We start from the raw sequence: 16,883 nt of genomic DNA, 5'->3' as shown, positions 1-16,883 counted from the left end.
TGCTATTCCGCAGGCCGCCGCCCGGCCAGCGCCGAGCGCTTGTAGGAGTAGCCGAAGTAGACCACGCAGCCGATCACGAACCACACCGCGAACCGGACCCAGGTCTCCCACATGAGGAATGTGATCAGCCAGATCGAGAAGACGACACCCAGCGCCGGCACGACGGGCATCCACGGCGTACGGAAGGTGCGCGGCAGCTCCGGACGCCGGTAGCGCAGCACGATCACCGCAGCGCACACCACCACGAACGCCAGCAGGATGCCGATGTTGGTCAGTTCGGCCGCCGAGCCGATCGGGACGAACCCGGCGATGGCGGCCGACGCCGCCCCGACGATCCAGGTCACGCGGGTCGGCACGTGGCGTGTCGGGTGCGTCTTCGCGAACCAGCGGGGCAGCAGCCCGTCACGGGACATGGAGAACCAGACACGGGTCACGCCGAGCATGAACGTGAACATCACCGTGAGGATGCCGATGATCGCGCCCACCGCGATCACGTCCGCGAGCCGGTCCAGGCCCACCGACTTGAAGGCGGTGGAGAATCCGCTCTTGGGGTCGATGTGCCGGTAGTTCTGCATGCCCGTCAGCACCAGGCAGGCCGCCACGTACAGCACCATCGAGACCACCAGCGAGTAGATGATCGCCTTCGGCATGTGCCGCTGGGCGTCCTTGGACTCCTCGGCCGCCGTCGACATGGCGTCGTAGCCGAACACCGCGAAGAACACGGTGGCCGCCCCGGTGAAGGCGCCGCCGACGCCGTACGGGAAGAACGGGTGGTAGTTCGCCGTGTCGATGTGGAACACACCGACCCCGATCACCAGCAGCACCACCAGCACCTTCAGCGCCACCACCAGGGTCTCGAAGCGGGCCGCGCTGCGGATGCCCAGGTTCAGCAGCCAGGCGATCAGCAGGCACAGGATCGCCGCGAACAGATCGACCCGGTGTCCGTCCCCGGTGCCCGGAGCGCCCAGCATCCAGTGCGGCAGATGCGCGCCCGTCTCCTCGACCAGGAAACTGAAGTACCCCGAGATGCCGATGGCCACCACCGCCACGATCGCGGTGTACTCCAGCAGCAGGTCCCAGCCGATGAACCAGCCCGCGAACTCTCCGAGCACCGCGTAGCCGTAGGTGTACGCCGATCCCGCCTTCGGGATCAGCCCGGCGAACTCGGCGTACGACAGTGCCGCACAGGCGCTCGCCACACCGGCGACCAGGAACGACACCAGCACCGCGGGTCCGGCCGTGCCGTTGGCCACAGTGCCGGCCAGCGTGAAGATGCCGGCGCCGATGATGCCGCCCACGCCGATGGCGGTGAGCTGCCACAGGCCCAGGGACCGGTCCAGCCGGGTGCCCTCGCCGACCTCGGTCTCCTCGATGTGCTCGATGGGTTTGCGGCGGAGAATCCCCTCACCCGCGCGGAGCTTGGCCATACGCCTCACCTCTTCCCCGACGGCAACGCCTGACGGCGGATCATGATGTCTCAGGGGCGGCGCGCAGGGAAGACGCCACGCACGGCCCAGGCCGGCGTCCAGATCCGGGCCGCGGGCCCGGACCGACTGCCCGGCGCTGAGACGAGCCCCGGGTGCGTGTATGCGGCGCCTCAGACCAGGGAGCGCGGGTACGCCGGCGTCGAGCCGGTGAGCGGGATGCACCGACGACCGTGCGCGCGTCTAAGACCGTCACCACGTCGAGGGCCGTGCCGCCCCGATCACGTCGACACGCAGGGCAGAGCCACAACCAACGGTTGTACGAGTGGGCTGCGCCCGCACGACCGGGTCCCCCGCACCTTGTCCGCCTGGCCGATCGCCGGCAAGGCCACCACGGCCGCCCTGATCGCCCTGTGGGGCGTGCCGGCGAGCCTCACAGGACCGTCTACAGCCCTCGCCGGCGTTCTGCTGCCCGCGCCCCGCCCCCGCCTCTACGGGAGCCTCGGGAGGCTACGGAACTACCGTCACCGGCCAGCGTCCCGCCTTCACCAGCCGAACCGCCACCGAGCCGATGATCCGGTGCCCCGCCTGCTCCGAGGCGCCCACGACCACCGCGTCCGCCTTGAGGTCGTCGGCCGCTTTCACCAGGCCGTTGTAGGGGTCGCCGCGGAAGGTGTGGAACTCCCAGCGCACCTCGAATATCCCCTTGACCCGCTCGGCCGCCTCCCGGATGTACGTGACCAGGTCCTCGGCGATCTCGTCGGTCGTCTCCGCCACCGGCGCCCCGAGAGCCGCTCCGGCCGCCAGCACCGGCTGCACGTACACCACGGCCAGCAGCGCGTGCTGCCGCCGGGCGAGCCCGCCCGCGTACGCGGCCGCCCGCAGCGAGGAGTCGGAGCCGTCCACCCCGACCACGATGACCTTCGGCCCGTCCGTACCGCGCTCGAACCCCGAATGCGAGGGCGAGTGCTGCTCGTGCTGATCCGTCACGACGAGAGGCTATCGGAATCGACCGTTCCCGCGGAGACGAGGGGCTGTCCCACACCGGGAGACACGGCCGGGCGTCGGCTGTACGGCACCGGTGCCGGGTGCCACCTCCGGAGCGGGTCGTCGGCCGTGCGGTACGGGTGTGGGCGCTGTGGCCCCGGGGACGGGCCGCGCCTCGTGTCGTAGGGCCCCGGGCCCCGGCTCGACGGGCGGGCCGCGCCTCGTTCGGCACGGGCAGGGCGCGGTCTCGACGGACCAGCCGCGCTGCCTTCGGCACGGCTCCCGTGCCGGCTCGACGGGCCGGCCACATGCCGTTCGGCATGGGCTCGGGCGCCGTCTCCACGGGCCGGCAACGCACCGTCCGGCAAGAGCTCTGGCGCCCTCTCGACGGGCGAGGCGCGCGACCCCTTCCTAGAGTCGACATCATGACCGCCAGCGCGGAGCCCGTCGCCCGCAGCGACCTCGGGGCCCCGGCCGGCCCGCCCGCGATCGGGCGGCTCGGCTGGGTGCCCGAGGCCTTCGCGGTGCTCTTCGCCGCCCTCGGCCTGCTGTGCGCCCTGCTCGCGCTCATCGAGCCGCTGCGCGGCGTGCTCCGCCCGGTCGCCCACATCCTCGACCAGCTGCTGATACCCATCAGCGCCAACCTGGCCTACGCCGTCTTCCTGTTCCTGCTGGCCGGCGCCATCGCGGCCCGCAAGAAGGTCGCCTGGTGGCTGGTCGTCGTCTATCTCGGCCTGCTCGTCCTCACCGACGCGCTCGGCCTGATCCTGGGCCAGTACGCCCAGTCGGTGCCGTCCTTCGTCCTGTGCGGCCTGCTGCTGCTCCTGCTCGTCCTGGCCCGCAGGGAGTTCTACGCCGCCTCCCGCCGCGGCGCCCTGTGGCGGGCCATCGGCGTCCTGCTGGCCGGGCTCGCCGTGGCCATCCTGCTCGGCTGGGGCCTGGTGCTGCTCTTCCCGGGCACGCTGCCGGCGAACGAGCATCTGGTCTGGGCGGCCGACCGGGTCCTCGGCGGACTGTTCCCGCCCGGCACCTTCTCCGGCCGCCCGCCCCGCAAGGTCACCTTCGTGCTCGGCCTGCTCGGCGCCCTCGCCCTGCTCAACGCGGCCGCCACGCTGTTCCGTTCCCAGCGCCTGGAAGCCGCCCTGCACGGCGACGAGGAGGCCCGCATCCGCCTCCTCCTCTCGGCCTACGGCGCACGGGACTCCCTCGGCTACTTCGCCACCCGGCGCGACAAGGCCGTCGTCTTCTCGCCCAGCGGCAAGGCCGCCGTCACCTACCGTGTCGAGGCCGGCGTCTGCCTCGCCAGCGGCGACCCCGTCGGCGACCCCGAGGCCTGGCCGCACGCCATCGCCGCCTGGCTGGACCACGCCCGCCGCTACGCCTGGGTGCCCGCCGTGATGGGCGCCTCCGAGGACGGCGCCCGCGCCTACGCCCGCGCCGGACTCGGCGCCCTCCAGCTCGGCGACGAGGCGATCGTGCACGTGGCCGCCTTCGACCTGGACGGCCGCGACATGCGGGTGATCCGGCAGGCCGTGCACCGCGTCCGGCGCACCGGCGCCACCTGCCGCATCCGCCGCCACGCCACCCTCACCGAACACGAGATGGAGGAGATCGTCGACAAGGCGGACGCCTGGCGCGACACCGAGACCGAGCGCGGCTTCTCCATGGCCCTGGACCGGCTCGGCGACCCCGCCGACGGCGACTGCCTGCTCGTGGAGGCCCTCGGCGAGGACGGTCGGCTCCTCGCCCTGCTCTCCTTCGTGCCCTGGGGTCGCGACGGCGTCTCCCTGGACCTGATGCGCCGTGACCGCGCCGCACCCAACGGGGTCATGGAGTTCATGGTCGCCGACCTGTGCGCCGCCGCTCCCAAGCTGCGCGTCCGCCGCATCTCACTGAACTTCGCGGTCTTCCGGTCGGTCTTCGAGGAGGGCGCCCGGATCGGCGCCGGACCCGTCCTCAGGCTCTGGCGCCGTCTGCTGCTTTTCTTCTCCCGCTGGTGGCAACTGGAGGCCCTGTACCGCTCCAACGCCAAATACCACCCGGAGTGGTACCCGCGGTTCATCTGCTACGGCGAGACCGCCTCCCTCGCCCGCATCGGCCTGGCCTCCGGCATCGCCGAAGGCTTCGTCTCCGTCCCGTCGTTGCGCAAACTCTGGGGAAAGGGGCACCCGAAGACCGGGCAGCGGCCCGCCACCGCCCACGGGCTGCCGCCCCTGACGGAGCTCGGCCTCGACGGAGGGGACCGGGCCGGGCCCGCAGCCCCGGACGCGGGCCTGCCCGAACAGGTCCGCGTCCGGCACCACAAGCTGGACGGACTCCGCGCCACCGGCACCGACCCCTACCCGGTCGGCGTCCCCGCACCCACCCACGCCCTCGCCGACGTGCCCCCCGACGCGGACGTCACCGTGGCCGGACGGCTCATGCTGGTCCGCGACTTCGGCGGGATCGTCTTCGCCGTGCTGCGCGACTGGTCCGGCGACCACCAGATCGCCCTCACCCGCAGCGATTCCGGTGCCGCCCTCGACCGCTTCACCGCCGGCTGCGACATCGGCGACCACATCACCGCCACCGGTCGCACCGGCCTGAGCGACCGGGGCGAACCCACTGTCTTCGTCACCTCCTGGCAGCTCACCGGGAAATGCCTGCGCCCGCTGCCCGACAAACACCGCGGCCTCACCGACCCCGAGGTGCGGGTCCGCCGCCGCTATCTCGACCTCGCCACCAGCCCCGCCGCCCGCACCGTGATCCGGGCCCGCTCCGCCGCCGTACAGGCGCTGCGCCAAGGGCTGCTGGACCGCGGCTTCGTGGAGGTCGAGACCCCGATGCTGCAGCAGATCCACGGTGGCGCGAACGCCCGCCCCTTCACCACTCACATCAACGCCTACGACCTCGACATGTATCTGCGCATCGCCCCCGAGCTGTATCTGAAGCGGCTGTGCGTCGGCGGCCTGGAGAAGGTCTTCGAACTGGGCCGCACCTTCCGCAACGAGGGCGTCTCCTACAAGCACAACCCCGAGTTCACGATGCTGGAGGCCTACCAGGCGTACGCCGACTACGACGTCATGCTCGACCTCACCCGCGAGCTGATCCAGGCCGCGGCGACCGCCGCCCTCGGCTCCCCGGTGGCCCGCAAGGACGGGCGGGAGTACGACATCTCCGGGCCCTGGCCGGTTAAGACCGTCCACGGCGCGCTCTCCGAGGCGCTGGGGGAGGAGATCGGCCCCGGCACCGAACTGCTGCGTCTGCACCGGCTCTGCGACCGGGCCGGGGTGCCGTACACCGCCGACGACGGGCCCGGGGACGTCGTCCTGGAGATGTATGAGCGGATCATCGAGGAACGCACCCAACTCCCCACCTTCTACAAGGACTTCCCGACCTCCGTCGCGCCGCTGACCCGGCAGCACCGCACCGACCCGCGGCTCGCCGAGCGCTGGGACCTCGTCGCCTTCGGCACCGAACTCGGCACCGCCTACTCCGAGTTGACCGACCCCGTGGAGCAACGGCGGCGGCTCACCGAGCAGTCCCTGCGGGCCGCGGGCGGCGACCCGGAGGCCATGGAGCTGGACGAGGACTTCCTGGAGGCCCTGGAGTACGCGATGCCCCCGACCGGCGGCCTCGGCCTCGGCGTCGACCGCCTGGTGATGTTCCTCACCGGCCTGACGATCCGCGAGACCCTCCCGTTCCCGCTGGTGCGCCGCCGCTGAGACCCGTCCGCTGCCGGGCGACCACGACGATCCCGGCCGCCGGGCGGACGAACGGCGACACACCCGGCCCGGCACCGAGCGGCCGCGACGAGTTCAGCCCCCCGGGGTAGCCGGTAGCCCCCGGGGCAGCGCCCCGCTCTCCCGGCCCGCGTGAACCCCGGCACCACCCCGCGACGGCACCACCCCGCCTGGCGGACCCCACCGCCCCCGCACTCGGCCGTCCGGGTGTATTCCCGCAGCCGCATCAGTGTCGCTGCGGTGCGCCGGAGTTCGGTGGGGCGACTGATGAGTCATGCAGAAGGATCATTTCTTCACCCGGCGCCGGATGCTCCTCGCCGGCGCCGCCACCCTGGGCGCCGCGGGGACCGCGAGAGGCGTTCTGGCGGGCGGTGCCACGGAGACCACCCGGGCTGCTCCTCCGGTCTCCGGCCCACAGGCCCGTCAGGCGCTCAAGCCCTCCGCCTTCCGGCTCCAGCCGCTCACCGGTGACGGGCCGCCGCACACCGAGCCGCGGAAACTGAAGGTCCGCAGGGAACCCATCCTCCAGATCTCCGGGCGCGGCCGGCGCATGATGCTGACCTTCGACGACGGGCCCAACCCGGACTACACCCCGCACATCCTGGACGCCCTCGACAAGTACGACGTGCGGGCGATGTTCTTCGTGTGCGGCGAGTGCGTGGCCGACTACCCGGAACTCGTGGCCCGGATGGCCGACGAAGGCCATGTGGTCGGCAACCACACCTGGACGCATCCGCTGCTGACGACCCTCAACCGCAAGCAGATCCACTCCGAGATGAAGCGCACGAGCGACATCATCGAGCACACCTACGGCGAGCCCCCGCAGTGGTTCCGCGCGCCCTACGGCGCCTGGAACCGGGCCGCGTTCCAGCTGGGAGCCGAGATGGGCATGGAGCCGATGGCGTGGACGGTCGACACCACCGACTGGATGGAGCCCGGCACCGACACCATCATCGACCGGGTGGAGAGCGGCGCCGCCCCCGGGGTCGTGGTGCTCTCCCACGACGCGGGCGGCGATCGCTCGGAGACCGTGCACGCGATCCGTGAATGGCTGCCCTATCTCCTCGACTCCGGATATCACCTGACGGTTCCGCCCCGCCGCGTGTGACGGTTCTCCGGGCTTTTCCCACCCGGCCGCGGTGGCTCAGCTCACCGCGACCAGGCGGGCGAAGACGACGACATTTCCGTCGTATCCGTTCCGCTTGGAGAATCCGCCGCCGCAGGTGATGACCCGGAGTTCCGGAGTTCCCTTCGAGCCGTAGACGCGCTCACCCGGGAACCGGTTCTTCGAGAAGACCTCGACGCCGTAGGTCTCGAACACCGCGGTTCTTCCGTCCTTGCGCAGGACCTCGATCCGGTTTCCCTTCTTCAGCGCCCCGAGTCCGTAGAACACGGCGGGACCCCGCTGGTTGTCGACGTGCCCCACGACGACGGCGGTGCCCTTCTCGCCGGGGGAGACCGCACCGGTGAACCAGCCGGCCAGGTTGGCGTTGTCCGCCGGTGGCGCGCCGACCCAGCCGTCCGCGTTCAGACCGACGGGCATGACCGGGGCGTTGACCCGGATCGCGGGGATCCGGATCCGGTCGACGGTGGAGAAGTCGAGCGGCTTCGCGGGCGCGCTGAAGGTGCCCATGCCGGTACGGATGTCCGGAGCCGCCGCCGAGGCGGGCTGCGGCGGACCGACGTCGAACTCCCCCGAACCATTGCGCAAGAGCGCCAGGCCGGTCAGCAGGAGAAGCGCCATCACGCCCCATGGGGCGCGTTTCCTGCGCCGCTCGTCTTCTTCGGCAAGTTCGGCCAGCTCCGAGAGCGTGGACAGGTCGGACGCAAGCATGTGCCAGCCCCTCTCGACGCGGCCGTTACCACCTCCATCGCGCATGAGAAAACGCTAAGTCCCGCGCGCGCGGCGGGCGACGGGTGGAGCGGCGAACGGGTGGCCGACGGCCCGCGTGGTGCGCCATCCGAGTTGCCGTTCCCAGCATTTTTCTGACGGTCTGTGACCTGCGGCAATATCCGATTGTGTGCTTTTTGTCGGGCGTGTTGCCTCACCAGGACGGACGATTCTCGACATGCGGGCGTGTTCCGCGCGCCCCACGGTCTTCCCGGGAGGCGTTTTCTCGCCGATCGACCGGGGACAGGTCCCGGACCGCCTCCCGCGGAGGATCACATGCGAAACCAACGTGCCCTGGTGGCCGCGTGCGCCGCGGTCGCCGTGCTCGGGCTCGCCCCCCCTGTGGCCGTCGCGGACGGCATGGGCGACGGCGGCGCGCCGTCCAGCGGCAGTGCGGGCTTCGGCAATGGCGGCGGCCTGTCCAACGGCGGCAACCCGGGCGGGGTCCCCGGCAGCGGCGGCCTCAGCAGCAACTTCAACTTCGACGGCCACTTCAACGACAACGACAACGACGACGACAGCAGCAACGGTAACGGCAACCGCGGCTTCGGCGACGACGGCCGTGACGCGGGCCGGGGCGACGACAACGGGAACGCCGGCAGCGGGAACGCCGACAACCGGAACGCCGGGAGCGGGGGCGAGCTCGGCGGTCGCGGCGACGGTGGCGCGATGCACATCGTCGCCGCCCCCGGCGTGATCGCGAGCGGCGCCCGGCTCACCGTCACCGTCGACGGCTGCCAGGGCGGCACGATCTCCTCCCGCGCCTTCCCGACCACCCGGCTCAACCCGTTGCGCGAGGACGTCTCGCGCGCGCGAGCCAGGATCGACAGCGACGCCCGTCCTGGCCACTACGACGTCACGGCCCACTGCGACGGCCGCAGCCTGCTGCACCCGGCCGCGTTCACCGTGCTCGGCGGCGTCCAGGGCGGGTTCGGCGGCGGCATCACCTCGGGTGCCACACGGGCCGACATGGCGATCGGCGCCGGACTGGTGGCCTGGGCCGTCGTCGGGGGCGGCATGTACTGGCTGCGTCGCCGGAAGGAGAAGCGGTTCTGACGCCCCGTCGTCCGCTGTTCCGGACTCCTGGCTCGCCCCCGCGCACGGCGTACGGCGATACGGCGATCGCCCCGGTCCCTGCGGGAACCGGGGCGAAGCCTTTCAGCAGGGGCGGCCGGCCGCTGTCCGCAGGGGCGTGGCGGCAGGGTGTAGGGACTATCCGGTGATGCCCGGGAACAGGTTCATGAACGGTTCCGCGGTCACCGCGATGCCCCGGCTGTAGGGGGCGTCGAAGTCCCAGATGAGGAACAGCATGAACGCGATGGTCGCGGAGAACAGCCCGGCCAGGACCAGTTCCCGTTTGGTGCGCCGGATCTGCAGCGCGAACACCATGCCGACGGTGACCACCGCCCCGGTGAGCAGGCCCCACCACACCACCGACGGCATGGTGTCCCCGGTGGAGTCGGCGCGCGCGTTGCGTGCCTGGTCGGCGGCGGTCATCTGGTCCAGCAGCGGCTGGTAGGCCTGCGCCTCGAAGTCGTTCTTCGGCTGGTAGTCGGTGACGTCCTGGCGGACCTTCTGCAGCAGCTGTGCGCCGCGGTCGGTGACGCGCTCCTGGTGGGACATCGTCTTCCACTCATGGTCGACCACATAGCTGACATAGGTGTTGACATCGGCCCGGATCCGGTCGCGGACGTTCGGCGGATAGACCCGGACCCGCTCGGAGATCTCGTGCAGGGCCTGGGCCTCGTTCTGCACATGGTCCTGGGCGGAGTTGCGGGCTTCCCACACACCGGCGATGGCCAGACCCAGGACGATGGCGTACACGACGCCGATCCACATCGTCATGTACTCGATGACGTCCGGGGTCTCGCTGGGATCCTCGTCCACGGGGGCGCGTTTGTTCCGTAGCAGGGTGACGACCACCACCACGGCACAGGCCGCCAGCATCGCGAGGACGAGAACAAGCCAATCCGGCAACGGATACCTCCAAAAGGTGAGCCGGCCCACGCGTCAGCGCGGGCGCAGCGCCGCGACGGCGACGATCGCCGGCACGGTGATGAGCAGGACGTAGACGACCGGCGCGGTGTGGGCGGGCGCGGTGTGCGCGACGGGGTGCGGGTGATACGCCGGATAGCTCACCTTCGTCGCGAGGGGGCGCACGGTGGGGGCGGGGCGCGGCGTCGGTTCGGGCCTGGGCGTCGGCGTCGGTGTGGGGGTGGGGGTGGGAGTCGGCGTCGGCCGGGGCGCCGGCGGAGCGGGGGCGGGCCGGGCCGGCGGCTTGGGTTTCGGGGTGGGCTTCGGCACCGGGCGCGGAGTCGGCGTCGGCTTTGACGGGGGCGGAGTCGGGGCGGGCGTGGGCCGGCACGGTGGCAGGGCGGGGTCCGGCCAGGGCGGTGAGGCCGGCCAGTGGTGGCCGCCGGCGTACGCCAGCGCCACCGTGCCGTCCGGGCCCGCCGAGGCGTACGCACAGGCGTCGGCGGACGCGCTGCCGACCGGGCAGCCCACCAGGGTCCAGGTCAGCGCCATCAGGGCCAACACCCGTGCGGCGGGCGCACATCGGGTCACTTCGGGTCCATGCACGACGAAGATCATGGGGGTGCCGATGGCAGTCGTACGTCGTAGTGCGCCGGGATTGCTCCGAAAGGGGGACATAGCGCGATCAATGGTTTGACGTGGTGCAGGGCGTGGTGCAGGGCGTCGCGCAGGGTCCGGAAAGATTTTCCCGAAGAACTTCCCCGCCCCGTTGAACGCTCCGGCCCCCTCCGTGCGTACCCATGGCCGTGCGGCGGCGCGACAGAGCGCCGCAACATCCAGGCGAATATGGGGAGTTGGACATGAAGACCTCCTGGCGGACCGCCTCACTGGTGGCCACAGCCGCTTCGGTGCTGGCGCTGACGACGGCGTGCGGTCAGGACAACAGCACGACCCCGGCCTCGGCGGCCCAGAACGTCGGAGCCACCGCGCCCGCGGGCAGCCCGACCACCGGCGCCGGAGTCGGCACGGGCAACGGCTATGGCGCCGACGGCAACCAGAGCTCCAGCTCCCCGAGCCCGGCCGCCTCCGCGGGCAAGCTGACCGTGGCCGCCAACCCCGACCTCGGCAACGTGCTGACCGACGGCTCCGGCCTCACCCTCTACCGGTTCGACAAGGACACCGCCAATCCGCCCAAGTCGAACTGTGCCGGCGACTGCGCCACCACCTGGCCGCCGGTGCCCGCCAGCGACGCCACCGCCGGCGCCGGCGTCGACAAGGCGCTGCTCGGCGAGGTCACCCGTGCCGACGGCACCAAGCAGCTCACCATCGGCGGCTGGCCCGCCTACCGCTACGCCAAGGACGTCAACGGCGGAGACGTCAACGGTCAGGGCGTGGGCGGCAAGTGGTTCGCGCTCGCCCCCGACGGCAAGAAGGCCTCGCTGGCCTCCCTGCCCGGCCTGTCCGTCCGCAAGGACCCCAAGCTCGGCAACATCATCGTCAACAAGAACGGCATGACCGTCTACCGTTTCCTGAAGGACAAGGCCTGGCCGAAGGTCATCTCGAACTGCACCGGGGCCTGCCTGGTGAAGTGGCCGGCCGTCGGCATCGTCAAGCCCGACGACACCCAGGGCGTCAAGAAGAAGGGCCTGATGGGCTTCACGCGTCCCGACGGTGTGCAGCAGATGACCGTGAACTGCTGGCCGATCTACACCTTCTCCGGGGACAAGGCCCCCGGCGACACCAACGGTCAGGGCGTGGGCGGCACGTGGTACGCCGTCTCGCCCGACGGCAAGCCGGTCGGCGCGCCGGGCAAATAGATCACCTCCCCAGGGTCGATCGCCCCGCCCGACCCGGAGCGCCACCGAAGGTCCGCCCCCTCCGCACCGCACGGAGGGGGCGGATCGTTGTGCGTGGGGCGCGGTGCGGGCGGGAGCGCGCGGGCGCGCGGGTGGGGAGGAGTCGGCCAAGGCGGGCACAGCCGTTACACAGCGGGGCCATACGGGCACTTGCCGCAGGCAGTGGCGGGGAACGGACGGTCAATTTCCGGTTTGGGTCGCTCCCTTGGCGGGCGATCAGTAGCCTCAGCTCGAACACCGGATCGCCTGTCCCTGTCGCCTACCCCTCGGAGAGATACATGGAGCGCCCCGCCTGGGCCCCACGGAGCATCGACATCTCGGTGCCGAGCGTCTCGCGGATCTACGACTACTACCTGGGCGGCTCGCACAACTTCGAGGTCGACCGGGAGGCGGCCCGCAAGGCGATGGAGTTCATGCCGGGACTGCCGAAGATCATGCAGGCCAACCGGGCGTTCATGCGCCGCGCCGTGCGGTTCGCGGCCCAGCAGGGCATCAGCCAGTTCCTGGACATCGGCTCCGGCATCCCGACGTTCGGCAACGTCCACGAGGTGGCCCAGGCGGCCGTACCGGGCGCGCACGTGGTCTACGTCGACCACGACCCGGTCGCCGTCGCGCACAGCCAGGCCGTACTGGCCGGCGAGGACACCGCGGACGTGGTCGCGGCGGACCTGCGCAAGCCGCAGGAAATCCTTGCGAGCCCCCAGGTGGAGCGACTGATCGACCTGAACCGGCCGGTCGCCCTCCTCCTCGTTGCCATACTGCACTTCGTGGAAGACGCGGACGACCCCTACGGTGCGGTGGCCGAGCTGCGCGAGGCGCTCGCGCCCGGCAGCCTGCTGATCCTCACCCATGCCTCGTACGAGGGAATCCCGGTGCCTGCCGAGCGGGCCGAGGGCGCGGTGGACGTATACAAGGACATTCGCAACCCGCTGATCATGCGCTCGCGCGACGAGATCGCGCGGTTCTTCGAGGGGTACGACATGGTGGAACCGGGACTGGTGCCGATGCCGCACTGGCAGCCGGAGTCGGCGCCGGAGGACGAGGATCCGTTCGCCTTCTCCGGATTCGCCGGCGTGGGGCGTACGGCGTGAGCGCCGGGCCGGACGGGCCGGAGGGCAGACTGCGCCGGTTCACGACGATCTGGAGCCGGGCGGTCTACCCCGTGACCTCCACGTCGCTGACCCGCGCGGAGTTCGAGGCGGAACTCCTCCCGCTCGCACGCCGGTTGAGCGAGCTGCTGCGAGCCCGCGGCTTCGACGCGAACGGCGCGAAGGCGGTCGGCGCCGCGCTGGTCGGCGCGCACTGCACCGACCCCGAGGCGCTCGCCCGGACCCTGGACTGCGTGGACGCCTATCTGGTGCTGTACTGCGCCGAGGACGGCCCCCAGGACCAACCGCGCATGCGCTCCTCGCGGTTGCAGCACGCGATGGCCGCCGGGTACGCCGAGGCGCTGCGCGAGCGCACGCTCGCCGAGCAGGAGTCCATCGCCCAGGCCGCGTTGCAGGCCCAGGGCCTGGTCGCGCAGGCCCTGCACGCCAGCGAGGCGCGCTTCCGCGCGGTCTTCGAGGGCGCCGCCATAGGGATCGGCATCGCCGACCTCGAAGGGAACGTCCTCCAGGTCAACGACGCGCTGCTGCGCATGTTCGGGCAGTCCGACCATGCCCTGCGCGGCCGCCGCGTCCAGGACTGGGTGCATCCCGAGGACGCGCCCCAGACCTGGAAGCTCTACGAGGAACTCGTTCTCGGCGAGCGCGAGCACTACCACCTGGAAAAGGCCTTCAACCGCCCCGACGGCACGGTGCTGTGGACCAATCTGACGGTCTCCCTGCTGCGCGACGCCGACGGCGCACCGCAGTACCAGCTCGCCCTCATGGAGGACACCACCGAGCGCCGGCTGCTCAACCTCCGGCTGCGCTACGAGGCGACGCACGACGCCCTCACCGGCCTGCCCAACCGCACGCTGTTCTTCGAGCGCCTGGAGAAGGTGCTGGCGGCGGGCGAGGGGCAGCGCTTCGGCCTGTGCTACCTCGACCTGGACGGCTTCAAGACCGTCAACGACAGCCTCGGGCACGCGGCCGGCGACCGGCTGCTGGTGGAGGTCGCCGACCGGCTGCAGTCCTGTGCGACCGCGCCCGGCGAGATGGTCGCCCGGCTCGGCGGCGACGAGTTCGTCGCCCTGACCACCGGGCCGGGCACGGAGCGCGCCGTGGACGAACTCGCCGATCGCATCATGAGCGCCCTGGTCACCCCGATCAGCATCGACGGCCGGGACCTGATGGTGCGCGGCAGCCTGGGCATCGTCGAAGGCCCGGCGGGGGAACGCACCGCGGCCGAGGTGCTGCGCAGCGCCGACATCACCATGTACCGGGCGAAGTCGGCGGGCGGCAACCGCTCCGAACTCGCCGACCCCGAGGCCGACGCCCGCGCCATCACCCGCCACGGCCTGACGACGGCCCTCCCCACGGCCCTGGAACGCGGCGAGTTCTTCATCGAGTACCAGCCGCTCGTCCACCTCGGCGACGGCAGCGTGCGCGGCGCCGAGGCCCTGGTCCGCTGGCTGCACCCGCAGCACGGCGTGCTCGGCCCCGACCGCTTCATCCCGCTCGCCGAACACACGGGACTGATCGTCCCGCTCGGCCGCTGGGTCCTGGAGGAGTCCATCCGGCAGGCCCGCGCCTGGCGAGAACGTCATGGCGAGGAGACGGCCCCCGGCCCCCTGCGCATCAACGTCAACCTGTCGCCGTGCCAGCTCAGTCATCCGGGCCTGGTGCAGGACACCGTCGACATCCTGGAGCGCGCGGGTGTCGCCCCGGACGCCCTGTGTCTGGAGGTCACCGAGTCCGCGCTCATCGGCGCCGACGACGATCTGCTCAAACCCCTGCACCGGCTGGCCGAGATGGGCGTCGACATCGCCCTGGACGACTTCGGCACCGGATACTCCAACCTCGCCAACCTGCGGCGCCTGCCGGTGAGCATCCTCAAGCTGGACCGCTCCTTCACCATGGGCATGCAGCAGTTCCCCGCCGACCCCGTCGACCTCAAGATCGTCGAGGGGATCGTCACCCTGGCCCACAGCCTCGACCTCGCGGTCACCGTCGAGGGCGTCGAAACCGGCGCCCAGGCCGAACAACTCCGGATACTGGGCTGCGACACCGCCCAGGGCTGGTACTACGCCCGCCCGGGCCCACCCGAGCGTCTTCACGAGCTTGCACTGGTGGACGCAACGGGCTGAGGTTTTCAAGGAGGGGCGGCGCAGTTCCCTCAGGGGCGCGGGGAACTGCGCGCGCAACCACGACGAACGGAAAGCCCGAAACGGCGATTCAAGGGCAGACGCATCCGTCAACAAACACTGTCACCGCTCAAGAAGCATCCGCTGAAGCTCCCGCGCGGCCCGAGGCGGAGCCACATCACTCCGGTGAGCCAACGCAATGGTCCGCTGCAAACCCGGCCGAGCCAACGGAGTGACCCGCAGCCCCTGCCCGGACCGCGTGGCAACCATCCGCGGCACCACAGCGATCCCCAACCCCGCCCGGACAAACCCCAACACCGCGTCCATCTCACCCCCTTCAACAGCAAACTCCGGCTCGAACCCAGCGGAGCGACACGCGGAGACGGTCAGTTCCCTGAGGTCGTAGCCGTGCCGGAACATCACGAGCCGCTCGCCCTCCAGATCGGCGACATGCACCACCCGCCGACCCCGGCCGGGGGCCGGCGCCTCGGGTGAGGACACCACCACCAGCTCCTCCCGCAGCAGTTCCACCGTCGACAGCGCGGGCGCCGGCGTCGGCAGGGGCAGCACGACCAGCGCGAGGTCCAGCGCGCCCCGGGCCAGCTCGCGCACCAGGTCGTGCGAGCCGCCCTCCTCGATCAGCAGCCGGATACCGGGATAGCGGTCGTGGAAGGCGCGCAGCACGTCCGGCAGCAGGCCCGTGCACAGGCTCGGCGTCGCCCCGAGCCGCACCCGGCCCCGCCGCAGTTGCACCAGCTCCTGCACCTCGTACCGGGCGGTGTCCGTGTCGGCCAGGATCCGCCGGGCCAGCGGCAGCAGTGCCTCGCCCGCGTCGGTGAGCGTGATGTTGCCCCGGGCACGCAGGAACAGATCCGCCCCCAGCTCCCGCTCCAACGCCTTGATCTGCTGCGACAGCGACGGCTGGGCGACATGCACCAGCTCGGCGGCGCGGGTGAAGTGCCGGGTCTCCGCGACGGCGACGAAATACTGAAGCTGCTGGAACTGCATGGTTTCACCATAGCTTCCTCCTATGGAATCGAGCCGGACCATGTCTTGGACTGATGAGTCGTTGCGGCTCTAGCGTGCGGGGCATGGCTCTGGCAACGCGGACGGACCGACGGCCGTCCATGGCGCGCACGATGTGGGACTCCTCCGTCGGCAAGAAGACGGTGATGGCGGTCAGCGGCGTGATCATGCTGCTGTACCTGGTCGCGCACATGATCGGCAATCTGAAGATCTACTTCGGAGCGGGCGAGTTCAACCACTACGCCCACTGGCTGCGCACTGTCGGCGAACCCTTCATGCACTACGAGTGGACCCTCTGGCTCATCCGGATCGTGCTCGTCGTCGCCGTGGTCGCCCACGCCACCTCCGCGTACCAGCTCAGCCGCCGGGACATCAAGGCGCGGCCCAGCAAGTACGTGCACGCAAGGCCCAGGGCGAGCTACGCCACCCGCACCATGCGCTGGGGCGGGATCATCCTCGGCCTGTTCATCGTCTGGCACGTCCTGGACCTGACCACCGGCACCGTGCACCCCGGACACTTCCGCAACGGGCACCCGTACCAGAACGTCGTCGGCGACTTCTCGCACTGGTACAGCAACGTCATCTACATCGTCGCGATGCTCGCGCTCGGCCTGCACATCCGGCATGGCTTCTGGAGCGCAGCGCAGACCCTCGGCGTCGGCAGCCGCGCCCGCGACCGCGCCCTGAAGACCGTCGCCAACGTCCTCGCGCTGCTGCTCACGGCCGGTTTCATCGCCGTACCCGTGGGCGTCATGACCGGAGTGGTGAGCTGAC

General features: G+C 71.2%; 13 protein-coding genes and 1 pseudogene. 8 read left to right on the top strand and 6 right to left on the bottom strand.

Going from position 1 to position 16,883, the window contains the following annotated elements; translation table 11 throughout:
* Window positions 1–2: 2 nt before the first annotated feature.
* Complete coding sequence (locus AB5L52_RS05715; RefSeq protein WP_369362828.1) at window positions 3–1,427, bottom strand: amino acid permease; 1,425 nt, start codon at window positions 1,425–1,427, stop codon at window positions 3–5.
* Window positions 1,428–1,760: 333 nt separating this feature from the next.
* Between AB5L52_RS05715 and AB5L52_RS05710 the strand changes: the two are divergent.
* Window positions 1,761–1,895, top strand: a pseudogene (locus AB5L52_RS05710) (MFS transporter); the annotation flags it as partial.
* 39 nt (window positions 1,896–1,934) lie between these two features.
* Here AB5L52_RS05710 and AB5L52_RS05705 read toward each other — a convergent pair.
* Complete coding sequence (locus tag AB5L52_RS05705; protein WP_351022646.1) at window positions 1,935–2,414, bottom strand: universal stress protein; 480 nt, start codon at window positions 2,412–2,414, stop codon at window positions 1,935–1,937.
* Between the two features lie 422 nt (window positions 2,415–2,836).
* Here AB5L52_RS05705 and lysX point away from each other — a divergent pair, with 422 nt between their 5' ends.
* The gene (lysX, locus tag AB5L52_RS05700; protein WP_351022643.1) at window positions 2,837–6,115 is read left to right on the top strand and encodes a bifunctional lysylphosphatidylglycerol synthetase/lysine--tRNA ligase LysX; all 3,279 of its coding nucleotides are present in this window, start codon (window positions 2,837–2,839) and stop codon (window positions 6,113–6,115) included.
* A gap of 292 nt (window positions 6,116–6,407) precedes the next feature.
* Complete coding sequence (locus AB5L52_RS05695) at window positions 6,408–7,241, top strand: polysaccharide deacetylase family protein (RefSeq protein WP_369362826.1); 834 nt, start codon at window positions 6,408–6,410, stop codon at window positions 7,239–7,241.
* Between the two features lie 36 nt (window positions 7,242–7,277).
* On the opposite strand, the gene AB5L52_RS05690 is transcribed toward AB5L52_RS05695, so the two are convergent.
* Entirely contained in the window at window positions 7,278–7,967 is a 690-nt protein-coding gene (locus tag AB5L52_RS05690; protein WP_369362824.1) for a class F sortase, read from the bottom strand.
* 333 nt (window positions 7,968–8,300) lie between these two features.
* Between AB5L52_RS05690 and AB5L52_RS05685 the strand changes: the two genes are divergently transcribed.
* The gene (locus tag AB5L52_RS05685; protein ID WP_351022634.1) at window positions 8,301–9,080 is read left to right on the top strand and encodes a hypothetical protein; all 780 of its coding nucleotides are present in this window, start codon (window positions 8,301–8,303) and stop codon (window positions 9,078–9,080) included.
* A gap of 156 nt (window positions 9,081–9,236) precedes the next feature.
* Here the strand turns inward: AB5L52_RS05685 and AB5L52_RS05680 are convergent, their stop codons facing one another.
* Together AB5L52_RS05680 and AB5L52_RS05675 are read right to left on the bottom strand one after the other, a co-directional pair.
* The gene (locus AB5L52_RS05680; protein WP_351568368.1) at window positions 9,237–10,001 is read right to left on the bottom strand and encodes a hypothetical protein; all 765 of its coding nucleotides are present in this window, start codon (window positions 9,999–10,001) and stop codon (window positions 9,237–9,239) included.
* A 33-nt stretch (window positions 10,002–10,034) separates the two neighbouring features.
* Window positions 10,035–10,604 (bottom strand): hypothetical protein, encoded by a 570-nt coding sequence (locus AB5L52_RS05675; RefSeq protein WP_369362823.1) that lies wholly within the window; start codon window positions 10,602–10,604, stop codon window positions 10,035–10,037.
* A 254-nt stretch (window positions 10,605–10,858) separates the two neighbouring features.
* On the opposite strand from AB5L52_RS05675, the gene AB5L52_RS05670 reads away from it, so the two are divergent.
* The 3 genes from AB5L52_RS05670 to AB5L52_RS05660 all read left to right on the top strand — a co-directional run bounded on the left by AB5L52_RS05670 (window position 10,859) and on the right by AB5L52_RS05660 (window position 15,086).
* A complete protein-coding gene (locus AB5L52_RS05670; RefSeq protein WP_369362821.1) occupies window positions 10,859–11,815 on the top strand; it encodes an SCO0930 family lipoprotein in 957 nt (318 codons plus the stop codon).
* Window positions 11,816–12,132: 317 nt separating this feature from the next.
* Window positions 12,133–12,945 carry an SAM-dependent methyltransferase gene (locus AB5L52_RS05665; protein ID WP_351022622.1) on the top strand — a complete coding sequence of 271 codons (813 nt, stop codon included), beginning with the start codon at window positions 12,133–12,135 and terminating at the stop codon, window positions 12,943–12,945.
* Complete coding sequence (locus tag AB5L52_RS05660; RefSeq protein WP_351568377.1) at window positions 12,942–15,086, top strand: EAL domain-containing protein; 2,145 nt, start codon at window positions 12,942–12,944, stop codon at window positions 15,084–15,086. The genes AB5L52_RS05665 and AB5L52_RS05660 overlap by 4 nt, the downstream gene beginning before the upstream one ends.
* Before the next feature lie 120 nt (window positions 15,087–15,206).
* Here AB5L52_RS05660 and AB5L52_RS05655 read toward each other — a convergent pair whose 3' ends face one another.
* Window positions 15,207–16,091 (bottom strand): LysR substrate-binding domain-containing protein, encoded by an 885-nt coding sequence (locus AB5L52_RS05655; protein WP_351568380.1) that lies wholly within the window; start codon window positions 16,089–16,091, stop codon window positions 15,207–15,209.
* Between the two features lie 119 nt (window positions 16,092–16,210).
* On the opposite strand from AB5L52_RS05655, the gene AB5L52_RS05650 reads away from it, so the two are divergent.
* Window positions 16,211–16,882, top strand: coding sequence for a succinate dehydrogenase (locus tag AB5L52_RS05650; protein WP_351023035.1), 672 nt, complete (start codon window positions 16,211–16,213; stop codon window positions 16,880–16,882).
* Window position 16,883: the final 1 nt, after the last annotated feature.

It is taken from the genome of Streptomyces sp. CG4 (genome assembly GCF_041080655.1).
Lineage (GTDB): Bacteria > Actinomycetota > Actinomycetes > Streptomycetales > Streptomycetaceae > Streptomyces.
This window is presented reverse-complemented; position numbering and strand designations above follow the sequence as displayed.

Excerpts from the sequence above, each read along its gene's own strand:
- AB5L52_RS05690 (WP_369362824.1), bottom strand. The coding sequence starts at position 7,967 with ATGCTTGCGTCCGACCTGTCCACGCTCTCGGAGCTGGCCGAACTTGCC.
- AB5L52_RS05695 (WP_369362826.1), top strand. The coding sequence starts at position 6,408 with ATGCAGAAGGATCATTTCTTCACCCGGCGCCGGATGCTCCTCGCCGGC.
- AB5L52_RS05655 (WP_351568380.1), bottom strand. The coding sequence starts at position 16,091 with ATGCAGTTCCAGCAGCTTCAGTATTTCGTCGCCGTCGCGGAGACCCGG.
- AB5L52_RS05650 (WP_351023035.1), top strand. The coding sequence starts at position 16,211 with ATGGCGCGCACGATGTGGGACTCCTCCGTCGGCAAGAAGACGGTGATG.
- AB5L52_RS05715 (WP_369362828.1), bottom strand. The coding sequence starts at position 1,427 with ATGGCCAAGCTCCGCGCGGGTGAGGGGATTCTCCGCCGCAAACCCATC.
- AB5L52_RS05685 (WP_351022634.1), top strand. The coding sequence starts at position 8,301 with ATGCGAAACCAACGTGCCCTGGTGGCCGCGTGCGCCGCGGTCGCCGTG.
- AB5L52_RS05670 (WP_369362821.1), top strand. The coding sequence starts at position 10,859 with ATGAAGACCTCCTGGCGGACCGCCTCACTGGTGGCCACAGCCGCTTCG.
- AB5L52_RS05665 (WP_351022622.1), top strand. The coding sequence starts at position 12,133 with ATGGAGCGCCCCGCCTGGGCCCCACGGAGCATCGACATCTCGGTGCCG.
- lysX (WP_351022643.1), top strand. The coding sequence starts at position 2,837 with ATGACCGCCAGCGCGGAGCCCGTCGCCCGCAGCGACCTCGGGGCCCCG.